The 13,941-nt window shown below is 52.3% G+C and carries 16 protein-coding genes; 9 read left to right on the forward strand and 7 right to left on the reverse strand.

The window, feature by feature from the left end; all coding sequences use genetic code 11:
- Positions 1-228: 228 nt before the first annotated feature.
- Positions 229-654 carry a pyridoxamine 5'-phosphate oxidase family protein gene (locus tag ABE504_RS02265; protein WP_430083885.1) on the forward strand — a complete coding sequence of 142 codons (426 nt, stop codon included), beginning with the start codon at positions 229-231 and terminating at the stop codon, positions 652-654.
- A 98-nt stretch (positions 655-752) separates the two neighbouring features.
- Entirely contained in the window at positions 753-2,255 is a 1,503-nt protein-coding gene (locus ABE504_RS02270; RefSeq protein WP_430083888.1) for an IMP dehydrogenase, read from the forward strand.
- Positions 2,256-2,334: 79 nt separating this feature from the next.
- On the opposite strand, the gene ABE504_RS02275 is transcribed toward ABE504_RS02270, so the two are convergent.
- The 5 genes from ABE504_RS02275 to ABE504_RS02295 form a co-directional block, all read right to left on the reverse strand.
- Entirely contained in the window at positions 2,335-2,532 is a 198-nt protein-coding gene (locus ABE504_RS02275; protein WP_430083891.1) for a hypothetical protein, read from the reverse strand.
- A gap of 10 nt (positions 2,533-2,542) precedes the next feature.
- Complete coding sequence (locus tag ABE504_RS02280) at positions 2,543-3,385, reverse strand: SPFH domain-containing protein (RefSeq protein ID WP_430083894.1); 843 nt, start codon at positions 3,383-3,385, stop codon at positions 2,543-2,545.
- A 176-nt stretch (positions 3,386-3,561) separates the two neighbouring features.
- The gene (locus ABE504_RS02285) at positions 3,562-4,527 is read right to left on the reverse strand and encodes a type I phosphomannose isomerase catalytic subunit (RefSeq protein WP_430083896.1); all 966 of its coding nucleotides are present in this window, start codon (positions 4,525-4,527) and stop codon (positions 3,562-3,564) included.
- A 69-nt stretch (positions 4,528-4,596) separates the two neighbouring features.
- A complete protein-coding gene (locus tag ABE504_RS02290; protein WP_430083898.1) occupies positions 4,597-5,178 on the reverse strand; it encodes a class I SAM-dependent methyltransferase in 582 nt (193 codons plus the stop codon).
- 91 nt (positions 5,179-5,269) lie between these two features.
- Positions 5,270-6,220, reverse strand: a complete 951-nt coding sequence (locus ABE504_RS02295; protein WP_430083900.1) for a TIGR01212 family radical SAM protein — start codon at positions 6,218-6,220, stop codon at positions 5,270-5,272.
- A 150-nt stretch (positions 6,221-6,370) separates the two neighbouring features.
- Between ABE504_RS02295 and ABE504_RS02300 the strand changes: the two genes are divergently transcribed.
- Together ABE504_RS02300 and trmB are read left to right on the forward strand one after the other, a co-directional pair.
- Complete coding sequence (locus ABE504_RS02300; RefSeq protein ID WP_430083903.1) at positions 6,371-7,000, forward strand: WGxxGxxG-CTERM domain-containing protein; 630 nt, start codon at positions 6,371-6,373, stop codon at positions 6,998-7,000.
- A gap of 150 nt (positions 7,001-7,150) precedes the next feature.
- Positions 7,151-7,897, forward strand: a complete 747-nt coding sequence (trmB, locus tag ABE504_RS02305) for a tRNA (guanosine(46)-N7)-methyltransferase TrmB (RefSeq protein WP_430083906.1) — start codon at positions 7,151-7,153, stop codon at positions 7,895-7,897.
- Positions 7,898-7,950: 53 nt separating this feature from the next.
- On the opposite strand, the gene ABE504_RS02310 is transcribed toward trmB, so the two are convergent.
- The gene (locus ABE504_RS02310) at positions 7,951-8,478 is read right to left on the reverse strand and encodes a phosphatase PAP2 family protein (protein WP_430083909.1); all 528 of its coding nucleotides are present in this window, start codon (positions 8,476-8,478) and stop codon (positions 7,951-7,953) included.
- A 176-nt stretch (positions 8,479-8,654) separates the two neighbouring features.
- Here ABE504_RS02310 and ABE504_RS02315 point away from each other — a divergent pair, with 176 nt between their 5' ends.
- The 5 genes from ABE504_RS02315 (at position 8,655) to rplT (ending at position 12,744) form a co-directional block, all read left to right on the forward strand.
- On the forward strand, positions 8,655-9,833 hold the full coding sequence (locus ABE504_RS02315; RefSeq protein ID WP_430084738.1) for a glycosyltransferase family 4 protein: 1,179 nt from the start codon (positions 8,655-8,657) through the stop codon (positions 9,831-9,833).
- A 298-nt stretch (positions 9,834-10,131) separates the two neighbouring features.
- Entirely contained in the window at positions 10,132-11,364 is a 1,233-nt protein-coding gene (locus ABE504_RS02320; RefSeq protein WP_430083912.1) for a glycosyltransferase family 2 protein, read from the forward strand.
- Between the two features lie 231 nt (positions 11,365-11,595).
- The gene (gene infC / locus ABE504_RS02325) at positions 11,596-12,096 is read left to right on the forward strand and encodes a translation initiation factor IF-3 (RefSeq protein WP_430083915.1); all 501 of its coding nucleotides are present in this window, start codon (positions 11,596-11,598) and stop codon (positions 12,094-12,096) included.
- 30 nt (positions 12,097-12,126) lie between these two features.
- Positions 12,127-12,330 (forward strand): 50S ribosomal protein L35, encoded by a 204-nt coding sequence (rpmI, locus tag ABE504_RS02330; RefSeq protein WP_126143376.1) that lies wholly within the window; start codon positions 12,127-12,129, stop codon positions 12,328-12,330.
- A gap of 54 nt (positions 12,331-12,384) precedes the next feature.
- Positions 12,385-12,744, forward strand: coding sequence for a 50S ribosomal protein L20 (gene rplT / locus ABE504_RS02335; protein WP_126143377.1), 360 nt, complete (start codon positions 12,385-12,387; stop codon positions 12,742-12,744).
- Positions 12,745-12,808: 64 nt separating this feature from the next.
- Here the strand turns inward: rplT and ABE504_RS02340 are convergent, their stop codons facing one another.
- Entirely contained in the window at positions 12,809-13,936 is a 1,128-nt protein-coding gene (locus tag ABE504_RS02340; protein ID WP_430083919.1) for a GerAB/ArcD/ProY family transporter, read from the reverse strand.
- Positions 13,937-13,941 lie beyond the last annotated feature (5 nt).

Raw genomic sequence — 13,941 nt, forward strand, 5'->3', positions numbered from 1 at the left:
TTTCCAGTTCAGCCGACGCTGGAGCCGTTTCCAGACGAAATGAACGGGAGTTTTTCCAGTTGGTGAACAAGCAAGGCACGCTACTTGCCCATCATCCGTCCGTTCCCGCCCATTGACTTGGTCCACCACCGTCGGTCACCCGCACGCCGGACACTTCTGGATGAAGTCCCTCCCCGCAGGGCAATCTAGGACAGTTCACCCATTTTTGAGAGGAGTGTCCCAACACGTATGTCAACAACAACTCAAACGAAGCTAGAGGACAAAATCCTGGCCGTCCTTGACGCCAACCACATTTGCTCCTTCGCCACCATTGACGGCGACAAGCCGATCGTGCGCTACATGGTGCTGCATCACGAAGGGCTGAAGCTGTACGTTGCCACAAGCCGCCTAACCGACAAAGTCGATGAACTGAAGACAAATCCGCATGTGCATGTGCTGGTCGGCTATGACGGCAAGCCGTCTTCGCAAATTTTGCAAATTCAAGCGACAGCGGAAGTGAGCAGCAATCAGATTCTGCGTGACAAGCTGTGGGACGCAGACATGAAAAAATGGTTCGACGGTCCGCAGGATCCAAACTATGTCGTTCTTGAAATTACACCGACGAACATTCAATATGTCAGCGATACCGAAGAGCCGCAGGTGTGGCAGCCATAAACTGCGCTCTTTTCCCGAAATAGCCATTGACCGCGAGATAGATTCAGTGATAAGATTATAAAAATTTACCTGTCGATCACTGAGGAGGAAAAAGTCAAGTGGCTACGTATTATCTCGAACCGTCCCGTACGTTTAGTGAGTTTCTGCTCATCCCTAACCTTACGACGAAGGCATGCACACCGGCGAATGTCACACTCAAGACGCCTTTAGTCAAATTCAAAAAAGGTGAGGAGCCTGCAATCTCACTGAACATCCCGTTTTCTTCTGCTGTCATGCAAGCTGTATCCGATGACGGAATGGCGATTGCGTTGGCGCGTAGCGGCGGGATTTCGTTTATTTTCGGCTCGCAATCCATTGAAGCGGAAGCCGAAATGGTGCGCAAGGTCAAAAGCTACAAAGCCGGCTTCGTTGTCTCCCGCTCGAATTTGACACCGAATCACACACTCAGCGATGTGTTGGCACTAAAAGAAGAGACCGGCCATTCAACGGTTGCCATCACGGAAGACGGCACAGCGAACGGCAAGCTGCTGGGCATCGTCACAGGGCGCGACTACCGGAAGAGCCGCGACCCGCTGGATCGTCCGATATCGGCGTTCATGACGCCGTTCGACAAGCTCATTTACGGCAAATCCGGCATTACCTTGTCCGAAGCGAACAACCTGATCTGGGATCACAAGCTCAACTGCTTGCCAATCGTCGATGAGAACGGGCGTCTGGACACACTGGTGTTCCGCAAGGATTACGATGAGCACAAGGAGAACCCGACGGAGCTGTTGGATAAAAACAAAAGCTACATCGTCGGCGCGGGCATCAACACGAAGGATTACATGGAGCGCGTACCTGCCCTGGTAGAGGCTGGCGTGGACATTCTCGTCATCGACTCCTCCGACGGCTACAGCGAGTGGCAGCGGGAAACGGTTCAATACGTGAAGCAAAATTTTGACGTCAAAATCGGCGCCGGCAACGTTGTCGACCGCGAAGGCTTCCTGTACCTCGTCGAATCCGGCGCGGACTTCGTGAAAGTCGGCATCGGTGGCGGTTCGATCTGTATCACCCGCGAGCAAAAAGGCATCGGCCGCGGACAAGCCTCCTCCATCATAGAAGTCGTCGCAGCGCGCGACGAGTATTACAAAGAAACCGGCGTGTACATTCCGATCTGCTCGGACGGCGGCATCGTGCACGATTACCACGTGACGCTGGCGCTGGCTATGGGTGCGGACTTCGTCATGCTGGGCAGATACTTTGCCCGTTTTGACGAAAGCCCGACGCGCAAGCTCAAAGTTGGCAACAACTTCGTCAAAGAGTATTGGGGCGAAGGCTCCAACCGGGCGCGCAACTGGCAGCGTTACGACACTGGCGGCAAAAGCAAGCTCGTCTTCGAGGAAGGTGTCGACTCCTACGTTCCGTATGCAGGCAGCCTGCAAGAGAACCTCGACAAGACGCTCAGCAAAATCAAATCCACGATGTGCAACTGCGGTTCCGTGACGCTCGACGAGCTGAAACAGAACGCCCGCATCGCGCTCGTCTCCGCGACAAGCCTTGTCGAGGGCGGCGCGCACGACGTGATTCTGAAAGAAAGCAGCTTGTCGGAAGAGTCGTAATCCAGACTATGCCGCATGCAAAAACTCCCCCGCTGTCCCATGTTGGACGGTGGGGGAGTTTTTTGGCGTTTCTATGATCTCACGACCGATCAGTGGGCAGTTCTTCCTCCTGCGGAGCGGCAACGTTCGGACCAGACAGACGCCCTGCCTTGCGAGTCGCTTCACGGAGCACATATTCGATATGGGCGTTAACGCTGCGAAATTCATCCTGTGCCCATCGCTCCAGCGCCTCGTACAGCTTTGGGTCAATACGCAGCGCGAAGTTTTTTTTAGCCATTTGCTGACAGCTAGTACAGACTTCCTGTGTTGATGACCGGCGAGGCGGACCGATCGGACACGATGGCGACCATCAGGTTGTTGATCATCGCGGCTTTGCGCTCTTCATCCAGCACGACAATCCCTTCCTGCTGGAGCTGGGCGAGCGCCATTTGTACCATCCCGACGGCGCCTTCGACGATTTTTTGGCGGGCGGCGATAATGGCGTCGGCTTGTTGACGCTGCAGCATCGCGCTGGCAATTTCCGTCGAGTAGGCAAGATGCGTCAGGCGCGCTTCCATCACTTCAACACCGGCCAAGGATAAGCGATGCTGGAGCTCGGCAGCAAGTTCAGCAGCCACTTCCTCCGCGTTGGCGCGCAGGGATTGGACAGCGCCTTGGTAGTCATCATAAGGATATTTACTCGCGACGTGCCGCAGGGCCGTTTCGCTTTGGATCTCGACGAATTTCTCATAGCTGTCGACATCGAACACGGCTTTGGCCGGGTCAATCACGCGAAAGACGACAACGGCTGCGATCTCGATCGGATTACCGGCAACGTCATTGACTTTCAGCTTGACACTGTTGAAATTCCGAACGCGAATTGAAACGCGTTTGCGTGAAGAGAGAGGCACGACGAACCAAAATCCGCTCTGACGGAGCGTGCCTAAATAACGACCAAAAAACGTAACGACAGCCGTCTGATTCGGCTGGATAACAGTAAGTCCGCTCCAGACAAGCAAGAAGGCGAGGATGGCAAGAATGCCGACGAGCAAATTCGCATTCATAAATGAAAAAATGGCGCTAATCACTAAAAGGACCATCAGCAGGATGCCGAAAAAGCCGTTCATGGCAAATGATTTTTGTTCTTTCATAAGAAGCCCCCTTAACCAAAATGTAAGTCAAATCATTTTCATATTAGTATGATATCACTTATGTAATAAAAAGTAAATTCCAAATAAAGACGAAAATAAAAAAAAGGCAGCAATCGCTGCCTTTCTTCATTTCTGTATGCGATGAACTTAAAAAAGTTCACCTTCATTCTAAGATTCTAAGGCAAATAGCTGCGAATCACCGTCATGCCGCCTTCCAGCGCATAGGAGCCGAGGTTCGCCGGCAGCAGGAAGCAGTCGCCAGGCTTCGCGGCAATTTCGCCATCCGCCCATTGCAGCATCCCGCTGCCTTCGGCCACAACCAGAATGACAAAGCTGTCCGCCGTTGTTGACAGCTCCCAGCGCGGACCGACGAGCCCTTTTTCCACGGTGAAGAAAGGGGATTGCGCGAGTGTCAGCCATGTGCCCGGCGCTTCTTGTCCGGTCTTCATCCGCGTGGAGCCGGAGCCTTCGTACGCAATGACATTGAGCGAGTCCTCGATATGCAGCTCGCGCAGCTTGCCGTCGAGGCCAGGCCGATTATAGTCGTACAATCGATACGTCGTGTCGGAGTTTTGCTGAATCTCAGCGACGAGTACACCTGCGCCCAGCGCGTGAACCGTACCGGCTGGTATGTAGAAAGAATCGCCGGCTTCGACCGGAACTTCTTGCAGGCAGTCCATGATGCGGCCTTCTTCAATCGCCGCGGCGAGGCTTTCGCGCGTGACGCCGTCTTTCATGCCGTATATAATTTTGGCGCCTGGTTTGGCGTCCAGGATGTACCACATTTCGGTTTTGCCCAGCTCGCCGGCCGCCAGTCTTTCATAGTGATCGTTCGGATGAACTTGCACCGAGAGATCGTCTTCGCAGTCCAGCAGCTTGATCAGCAGCGGGAAACGTCCGTTTTTCTCGGAGAAGCCTTTGGTTCCGAACAGCTCTTTGCCATATTTCTCGCGAATCTCGTCCAGCCCAAGTCCTGCTAATTCGCCGTTGATAACTTTCGTCGTGCCATTCGGATGGTCGCCGATCATCCAGCCTTCGCCGATGGCGCCTTCCGGCAATTGGAAGCCGAATTTCTCAAGCGTGCGGCCTCCCCAGACACGTTCTTTCATTTCAGGTTGAAACTGAAGCGGGTATGCTTGCAAGACGATCCCTACTTTCTCTAGTCTCTTATAAAAATTGGATGGTTCTCTCTCTAGCATTATATCACGGGTCTACCTTTTTTCTACCGCTAAAAGGTAGGGCGCCGTCCTATTCCCGTTCGCGAACTGGTAGCGCAGCACCTGGTATGCGCCCAATGGCAATCCAGAAGCCCACGCCTCAACGGCTGAGGCTTCCTCTGAGCCGCCATCGTGCCCCGTATAGAGCACGATGCTGACGATCCCGCCCCGCCGCAGCAGGCGGAGCGATGCCTCCAGCGCAGCCAGCGTAGACGCCTGCTGCGTGATCACGGCTGACTCGGCTCCCGGCAGGTAGCCGAGGTTGAACGTGACCGCTGCGACCTGCCCGTGGCGGTCTGGCGGCACAGCCGCCTCCATCTCCGCATGGGAGCGGAGATGAAGCTCCACCGCTGCCGCGGCTTCCGCCGGCAGCTCTTTCTCCAGGCGCTGGCGCGTGCGGTCCAGCGCCTCTGCTTGAATGTCGAAGCCATAGACGCGGCCGCGGCGGCCGACCAGCTTCGCCAAATACAAAGCGTCGACGCCCGTTCCGAGCGTGGCGTCGATCGCCGCATCCCCCGGCTGCACGCGCTGCGCCAGCAGCTGGTGCACAAAACTTAAAACCGAAACGAATCCCATTCGAGTTCCTGACCTCCTGACATAGCAAAGAGCTGCCCCTGTCGGTTCGCAGCTCTTACGCATCTTGCATGTGATGTAATTCTTTTGAAATCTACCCCTGCCAATACTTCCCCTGCCATGTGTTCCGCTCTGCCATAACACGGTCGAAGCTGTTAAGCACTTCCCATTTCTTGAGGCTCCACATCGGCCCGATCAGCAAGTCCCGCGGCGCATCGCCGGTCAGGCGGTGTACGATCATCTCCGGCGGTAAAAGCTCCAGTGTGTCGACGACCAGCTTCACGTACTCATCCTGCTCCAGAAAGCGCAGCAGGCCGGCTTCGTACTGCTTGACCATCGGCGTTTTGCGCATGAGGTGAAGGAGGTGGATTTTGATGCCCTGCACATCCATCTGAGCAACGGCTTTGCCGGTGTCCATCATCATCTCGTGCGTTTCGCCAGGCAGCCCGTAAATGATGTGCGCGCAGACGCGGATGCCATGCCTCCGCAGCTTGGCGACCGCATCCAGGTAGCACTGCGTATCGTGCGCCCGGTTAATAAGCGTGGACGTCGATTCATGGACCGTCTGCAGCCCCATTTCGACCCAGAGATACGTGCGCTGGTTCAACTCGGCCAAATACTCGACAACGTCATCCGGCAGGCAATCCGGCCGCGTAGCGATGGACAAACCGACAACGCCCGGCTGCTGCAAAATTACTTCATAATATTCACGCAGTTCCTCAACAGGCGCGTATGTGTTCGTATAGGCTTGGAAATAGCCGATATACTTGGCTTCCGGCCATTTTTTGTGCTGGAGGTCGCGAATGTTGTTGAACTGCGTCACCAGATCGTCGCGGCGGCTTCCGGCGAAATCGCCGGAACCGCGCGCGCTGCAGAACGTGCAGCCGCCTTTTGCAATGCTGCCGTCCCGGTTCGGACAGGTGAATCCGGCGTCGAGCATGACTTTGAACACTTTTCCGCCAAAAGCTTCGCGCATTTCATAATTCCATGTATGGAAACGTTTGTCGCCCCACAAGAGGGGGGACTCCTGAATAATCGTAGACATTACAGCAGACTCCTTCCTTCCCTCTATTGTAGCGAAAAATTCGCATGAAAGCGACCCCTGCCTTTCCAACAAGTCCCCCGTTAAAAGACGGCGGAACAGCGCAATATAAACGTGCATCACCATTACACTACTGGAGAGGGGCAATGGACGATGAACAAGTTTAAAGTACTGACGCTTTCCGCAGCATTGACAACAGCTTTGACGATGGGAGCGACAGGTGCCTTTGCGACCAATATGGATACGGGGAACGCAGGGACGACGGGGACAGTGGGAACGTATGGAACGGCAACGGGGTCTGCGATATCTACACCGGATTATACGACAGGCACTACGACGAATGGCTACACGAACGGCGTGTACACGGGGAACAATTATGATGCAACGACAAGACTTGGCACAGGAATGACGGGAACAGGCACGGTAACAAGCCCGATTACTGGCACAAGTGCAGGTAATGGTACAAGCACCTATGGTACTTACAGCACGAACCGAACAACGACCGGCACTTATCCGAACAATACGACAGGTGTAATGGAGCATATTAACAGCACAGGTCGCAATGTGGCGGAGAACGTGAATAACGCCGGTCATAACATGGTGAATCGGATGACGACCCGAAGCACCGCTACCACAACGCCAACAACCCTTTCTGGCAATTACCGCGCTTATTCGACAACAAAAACTAGCTCTGGGAACTGGGGCTGGTTAGGACTTGTCGGTCTGATCGGTCTTGCGGGACTGAGAAGCGGCAACCGCAGAAGAGACGAAAGCTACAAATAACGGACAGCCGTCCCAAGGAACGAGGCACCTTCCACTTTGGAGGGTGTCTTCCTTTTTCATCAACTTGGAAGCCAAATCACTTTGATTTTTTTCATAGAATCGTCTATGATTTGTATTCGAATAGCATGTACGTGTAGGAGGCAATCATAGATGCGTTTACGGGGAAGAAAAGGAATCCGGGAAGACATTGAGCGCCAGAAGGAACTCGTCGTCCTGAATGCCAAGAACTATAAAGGCAAATGGGCGGAATTGTTCGGCAACGACAACCCGATTCATGCCGAGCTCGGCATGGGCAAAGGACGTTTTATCAGCGAAATGAGCCGGAAATATCCGCACATTAATTTCATCGGCGTCGATATGTACGACGAATTGATTCGCAAAGCGAGCGAGAAGGCGAGAGCGGCGCACGGTTTGGCAGAGGGTGAGGACAGCGAGGAGCTGATCAACATTCCGAACCTGCGGCTGATGCTGTTCAATATCGAGAAGATTGAAGAAGCTTTTGCGCCGGACGAACTGGAGCGAGTGTATTTGAACTTCAGCGATCCGTGGCCGAAAAAGAAACATGCCCGCCGTCGTCTGACGCATCCGGGATTTGTCGAAAAATATCAACAAATTTTGAATGAAAAAGGCGAAATTCATTTCAAAACGGATTCCGTGTCGCTTTTTGAATTCTCGCTGAATTCGTTTGCTGACATGGGGCTGAGAATGCGGAACATTTCGCTTAATTTGCACAGCGACGGTTTTCATCCGGATCATGTGATGACGGAATATGAAACGAAGTTTGCAGGCCAGGGTATGCCCATTCACCGTGTAGAAGTGATGATCGGGGAAGATGCGCTCGCCGCGCATGTGGCGAATTTAGCGAAGCCTGAACCTGAAGAGAAGGAAGAAGCGTAAATACAAGAAGGCTGTCCACAGATGCCGCGGCGTCTAGTGGATAGCCTTTTTTTTTATCCCCAGAAAGCGAGAGTCGAGAGGGAAACGGTGGTTCCGATCACGCAGCCAACGATGACATCCGAGGGGTAATGCAGTCCGAGATACATGCGGGACATGCCGATGATGAGCGCAAGCGGAATCAGCACAAGCCCGGCTGCGGGATACGCATAAATAAACGGATAGATGACGGAAAAAATAGCGGTCGTATGCCCGGAAGGAAAGGAGTGATCGGTCAGCGGGTTTTTGTAGGTTTTGGTTTGCGGAAGAACGAGATACGGGCGCAGCCTAGGGTACTTCTTTTTCATAATGGCTACAGGAATATGGCTAAGCGTTAAGGCCACGAGAGCCTGCATGCCTGCAACCCGCAATGCGCCATGACCGAACACGGCCATGCAGAGCGAAATGAGAATGGAGGCTGTGGCGCCGCCCAAATGCGTAATTTTAGTGAAAACTTGATCGAGGAAGAAGTGCTGAATCCGCTGATTGACAAAATGAAAGACACGTGTTTCATGTTGCTGCAGCCAAAGCACGACACGGCTCATAAGGATGGCCTCCTTCACGACAAATTGCCTTGCCTCTTAAGCATAGCGAGGATTTATTAGAGGAAGATTAACGCAACATTAATTTTGGCTGACGTGGAAATTTACGTCCTTCTAATCTGTCGATAACAATCCCAAGCTACAATGGAAGGAACCATGGGATGAAGGGATTGATGAGGATGAGAGTCGCCTTATTTACCGACACGTTCCTGCCGGATGTCAACGGTGTCGCGAAAACGCTCGGAAGATGGACGCAGTTTCTGGAAGCCAAAGGGGTCGAGATTAAAGTATTCGCACCGGGCAGTCTCCACGCGAAGGATCACGATCCGTTTCGTGTGGAACGATTTTACAGTATTCCTTTGCTATTATATCCCGAATGCAGGCTGGCCATCCCGAATCCGCTGCAGCTTCGCAGAACCCTCCATGCCTTTCAGCCTACGCTAGTCCACTGTGCAACCCCTTTCAATTTGGGACTTTTCGGCTTACATCACGCCCGTAAATATAAAACCCCGCTTGTCGCCTCCTACCACACGCACTTCGACCAATATTTGAGCCACTATAAAATTCCTTGGGCAGAGCCCACGCTGTGGAAGTACATGCAGTGGTTCCATCACAGCTGCGAGAAAGTGTATGTGCCTTCCCAGTCGACCTTGCACCATTTGGAGAGCAAGGGCATGCGCAATCTCGAAATATGGAGCCGCGGTGTCGACACGGCGCAGTTTCACCCGAATGTCGAACGAAAGTCAGTGCTTGCGGCATATGGTATTTCCTCCCAAAATTTCGTTATTCTATATGTCGGACGTTTGGCCCCCGAAAAAAGTGTGGAAGTTGCGATCGAAAGCTTCCGATCGCTCCCTGCGGACATCCGGGAGAACAGCCGCCTGATTATCGCAGGCGACGGACCTTCTGCAGCGCTTCTGCGCGAATCCTGTGAAGATGGAGGGGATGTCACGTTCACCGGATTCGTGCAAGGCCGGCAGTTGGCCGATTTGTATGCGGCGGCTGATGTGCTCTTGTTCCCGTCCGCGACGGAAACGTTCGGGAACGTCGTGCTGGAGGCGATGGCGTCGGGAACGCCCGTCATCGGCGCTGCAGCCGGCGGCGTGCAGGACACGATCGCACACGGGCAGACAGGGTTGCTATGCCCGCCCGGCGATGTCGCGGCGTTCACGGAAGCGCTGCAGCGATTGTACCTGTCGGAAGCCGATAGACGCCGGCTTGCCGCGGAGGGGCTGGCCTATGCGCAGCGCCAATCGTGGGATTCTATTTTCAGCAGGCTGCTAGCCAGTTATGAAGAAGTTGTTCAGCGTAGCACCGAGCTTGAACCGTCGATTGTCACTCACCGGATGATCCGCTGAACTCATTGGCGCGTTAGTTCGTCTAAATGGTGAACATTTGGTACACAATAAATGAAAAACGATGAAAACAAGACATTTCTTGATCTCAGGTCAAGATCGCGTATTCCCTTATGAGTCAACTTCTCTAATTTGATCTATAGTTGCGCAAATTTCGTTATTTGCAGACTTTGACAAACGAAGGGAAGTAAGGGAAAATCATTAACGATTGTACATATACGTGTGGTCTTGTAAATAATCGACACAGAAGCGATACAAAAAGAGAAGCTTCCTGTGCAATAAAAAAGGGGGACTTGGCTTCATGCTCGACAAGATATTGCTTGCCGTTCAAATTTTTCTTGCCTTGGTCGGTGCGTATCAATTGTTACTAACGTTTTTTGGCTGGTATCGTCCCAAAACGAAGAAGCTGCATGCACCGCAAAAATCGTTTGCCGTGCTGATCGCGGCCCACAACGAGGAGCAAGTTGTCGGCGCGCTGATCGAAAACCTGAAAGAACTGGATTACCCGAGAGAGCTGTACGATATTTTCGTAATTTGCGACAACTGTACGGATGGAACGGCGGACATTGCCCGCGGCCATGGCGTATACGCCATGGAGCGTCATAACCCGAACCTGAGAGGGAAGGGCTACGCGATCGAGTGGATGCTCAAAGAGCTGTGGAAGCGTGAGCGCCAGTATGACGGCATCGTGATGTTTGACGCGGATAACCTGGTCAGCCCGGATTATTTGACACATATGAACAATGACTTGTGCAACGGCTCCCGCGTGATTCAAGCGTATCTGGATACGAAAAATCCGAACGATTCCTGGATCACTGGTTCCTTTGCGATTTCGTTCTTCTATGCGAACCGCTTCGTGCAAACGCCGCGCTCCAATCTCGGCCTCGCCAACTACCTTGGTGGCACGGGCATGTGTTTTGACTCCGCACTGCTTAAGCAGGTCGGCTGGAATGCGACGAGTCTCGTCGAAGATCTTGAGTTTTCCATGATGTGCGTGCAAATGGGCATTAAGCCGACGTACAACTACGATACGCGCGTATATGATGAGAAGCCCCTCACGTTCAAAGCGTCCGCCAAGCAGCGCCTGCGCTGGATGCAGGGACACTTTGAAGTGGCCAAGCGTTTTTTCTTCCCGCTCTTGTGGCAGGGAATTAAGCAAGCGAGCTGGGTCAAGATCGACGCGGCGATTTACTCGGCGAATGTGTACAACTATTTTTTCGGTGCGATACTCTCCGTCTTACTTTGGGTCCGCTCGATGATGGGGCCTGCGGATCATTCGGCTCTGGTACATATCAATCCGGTCGTGATCAACTCGCTCAGCGTGGCGATTTACGTCCTGCTGCCGCTGTCCATGTTGGTTGAACAGGCGCATAAGAAGACGTATAAATATTTGCTGCTGTACCCGATTTTTATGCTGTCGTGGTGGCCGATTACGTTCTATGCGTTCTTCACGCAAAACAACAAGCAATGGAGCCACACCGAGCATACCCGTGTCATTCGTTTGGATGAAATGAAAAGCAAACAAGTGAGTTGACATTCCTTGCGTGAAATGATATTATACTTCAAGTAAAAGCAGAGGCGCCCGCTTCTCACCTGACTAACTCCGCGTTAGCTGGTCTGAATGAATCATCATGAACATGCAATAGGTTTGGAACTGAACCTGTTATTGATGAAGATGTGGGCTGACTTGCGCCCGCATCTTTTTTTATTAGAGAAGAGAGCGTTACATACTTTATGGAGGTGGAACACAATTAGCAAAGATCATATGATTAACGATGAAATTCGCGTGAAAGAAGTACGCCTGATCGGGGCGGACGGAGAACAGCTCGGCATCACGCCGATCCGCGAAGCGATGCAAATTGCACAGGACGCAAATCTTGACTTGGTTAACGTAGCACCGACAGCGAAACCGCCGGTATGCCGGATTATGGACTACGGCAAGTTCCGTTACGAAACGCAGAAGAAAGAGAAAGAAGCTCGTAAGAATCAGAAGATCGTGGACATCAAGGAAATTCGCCTGAGCGCGACGATTGATGAGCATGATTTCCAAACGAAGCTTCGCAATGCAGTCAAATTTCTTGGCGAAGGCGATAAAGTGAAGGCCAGCGTTCGATTCCGTGGTCGCGAAATTGCGCACTCGGAAATCGGCCGCAGAGTACTTGAGCGTCTAGCTAGTGAAACAGCCGAAATCTCCTCGCTGGAGCGCGCTCCGAAGCTTGAGGGAAGAAGCATGATCATGATCTTAACGCCAAAGGTAACTTCTTAGGCGGTATACTAAATTAGGAGGAACAACACCATGCCGAAAATGAAAACACACAGCAGCCTGAAAGGCCGTTTCAAAATTACTGGATCTGGCAAAGTCGTGAGATACAAACAAGGCAAGAACCACTTGCTTTCCGGTAAATCGTCCAAGCAAAAACGCGTACTGTCCACAAACCCAGTAATGGCTCCTGGCGATGTACGTCGTTTGCAACAACAATTGACATTGATCAAAGGTTAATTGTTAAGAGATCACTAATCGAACATCATATATAATTCCAGGAGGTAGTTCACAATGGCAAGAGTCAAGGGCGGATTCGTTCGCGCTCACCGTCGCAAGAAAATTTTGAAACTCGCAAAAGGTTATTTCGGTTCCAAACACCGTTTATTTAAAACAGCAAAAGAACAAGTGATGAAGTCCCTGGTATACGCATACCGTGACCGTCGCACAACTAAACGCAACTTCCGCAGACTGTGGATTACGCGTATCAACGCTGGCGCTCGTCAAAACGGCCTGAGCTACAGCAAATTGATGCACGGCCTGAAACTGGCTGGCATCGAAGTAAACCGTAAAATCCTGGCTGACCTGGCTGTTAACGATGCGAAAGCATTCAACGACCTGGCTGCAGCTGCTAAAGCAAAAGTAAACGCGTAAGCTTCGCTTCGCGTGGAAATAGAAAACTCGCCCTTATCATGGGGCGAGTTTTTTTATACTCTCCCTATTGCTTGCCTCCGGATGGCGGTCCTGACGGCAGGGCGTTCTGTCCTGCGGGCAGCTTGCGGAACAGCAGGATGATGAACATGATAACCGGAATGACGATCTGAAAGATCGGAAACACTTTTTTGACGACAACGACGAGGCCGATCCAGGCGTGGACCGTATAATTCGGTTCGAGAAAGGAAGTTGCATAAATGACGACGCCGATTAGGATGAGCCATACGCCTCTTGGTATGCGCGGAAAGAGATGAGCGAACGCGTAGACGGAGCCGCAGTAAAAGGTCATCATTTTAACAAACAGCCCGAGAAACAGCAGCAAGGTGACCATGACGTCCAGCCGTTCCAAAATATTGCCGACTTCAATGAGCTGAACCGCCTGCAGAAAGGGCAGAATGCTGAGGCCGTTGAGGGTAACGCCGAGCACCGTAATATTGAGCATGTTCATAGAAACGAGAAATAGGGCAACGATTGTGTACGAGATGAGGCTGAATTTTTTCATTTTTTTCCTGTCCGGGACCAGATGCCAGAGCATGAAGAAAATCACGGTTTGTCCGAACGGAAAAGAGATGATATCGGGAAAGGCCGCTTTCAGAACGGGAGCGATGCCGTGCTCCAGCACAGGCAGGAGATTGCCGGGTTGAACGAGCTTGGCCAGAAAGATGAGAAACGTCAGCAGCATATAGCTGATTATCACGATCGGCAGTAGGGCCTCGGTAATATGGAACAACGTACGGATGCCCATCGAAATCGCATAGATCGCAAGCAGCACGATTACGGACATCGTAACGGACTTCGGCGTAACTTTGAGCAAAGTCAGATTGGCTATTTCTCCAAAATCGCGGACATTGCGCATGGATTCATAGGCAAAATAAAGGGCGAACAAGATGCCGATGCCGGCGCCGAGCCATTTGCCGAAGCAGAGGCGCAGCAGGCCGATCAGGTCCTCGTCAGGCGCTTTATTTTGGATGAATAAGAACATGTTCAGCAAAATAAAGCCGACGATAGCTGCCGCGAGCATGGCCAGCCAGGCATCCTGCTTCGCGCTGCTGCCAAGCGCAAAAATCGGCGTGCTGCCGATTTCAAACAGAATCATCATGACAGCCAACTGATAATTGCTGGTGCGATCCATGAGTA

This window comes from Paenibacillus oryzisoli (assembly GCF_050467285.1).
Classification (GTDB): domain Bacteria; phylum Bacillota; class Bacilli; order Paenibacillales; family NBRC-103111; genus Paenibacillus_E; species Paenibacillus_E oryzisoli_A.

Coding starts and splice junctions, on each gene's coding strand:
- ABE504_RS02275 (WP_430083891.1), bottom strand. CDS start 2,532: ATGGCTAAAAAAAACTTCGCGCTGCGTATTGACCCAAAGCTGTACGAG.
- ABE504_RS02300 (WP_430083903.1), top strand. CDS start 6,371: ATGAACAAGTTTAAAGTACTGACGCTTTCCGCAGCATTGACAACAGCT.
- ABE504_RS02290 (WP_430083898.1), bottom strand. CDS start 5,178: ATGGGATTCGTTTCGGTTTTAAGTTTTGTGCACCAGCTGCTGGCGCAG.
- trmB (WP_430083906.1), top strand. CDS start 7,151: ATGCGTTTACGGGGAAGAAAAGGAATCCGGGAAGACATTGAGCGCCAG.
- rplT (WP_126143377.1), top strand. CDS start 12,385: ATGGCAAGAGTCAAGGGCGGATTCGTTCGCGCTCACCGTCGCAAGAAA.
- ABE504_RS02315 (WP_430084738.1), top strand. CDS start 8,655: ATGAGAGTCGCCTTATTTACCGACACGTTCCTGCCGGATGTCAACGGT.
- ABE504_RS02310 (WP_430083909.1), bottom strand. CDS start 8,478: ATGAGCCGTGTCGTGCTTTGGCTGCAGCAACATGAAACACGTGTCTTT.
- ABE504_RS02340 (WP_430083919.1), bottom strand. CDS start 13,936: ATGGATCGCACCAGCAATTATCAGTTGGCTGTCATGATGATTCTGTTT.
- ABE504_RS02280 (WP_430083894.1), bottom strand. CDS start 3,385: ATGAAAGAACAAAAATCATTTGCCATGAACGGCTTTTTCGGCATCCTG.
- ABE504_RS02265 (WP_430083885.1), top strand. CDS start 229: ATGTCAACAACAACTCAAACGAAGCTAGAGGACAAAATCCTGGCCGTC.
- ABE504_RS02320 (WP_430083912.1), top strand. CDS start 10,132: ATGCTCGACAAGATATTGCTTGCCGTTCAAATTTTTCTTGCCTTGGTC.
- rpmI (WP_126143376.1), top strand. CDS start 12,127: ATGCCGAAAATGAAAACACACAGCAGCCTGAAAGGCCGTTTCAAAATT.
- ABE504_RS02295 (WP_430083900.1), bottom strand. CDS start 6,220: ATGTCTACGATTATTCAGGAGTCCCCCCTCTTGTGGGGCGACAAACGT.
- infC (WP_430083915.1), top strand. CDS start 11,596: ATGATTAACGATGAAATTCGCGTGAAAGAAGTACGCCTGATCGGGGCG.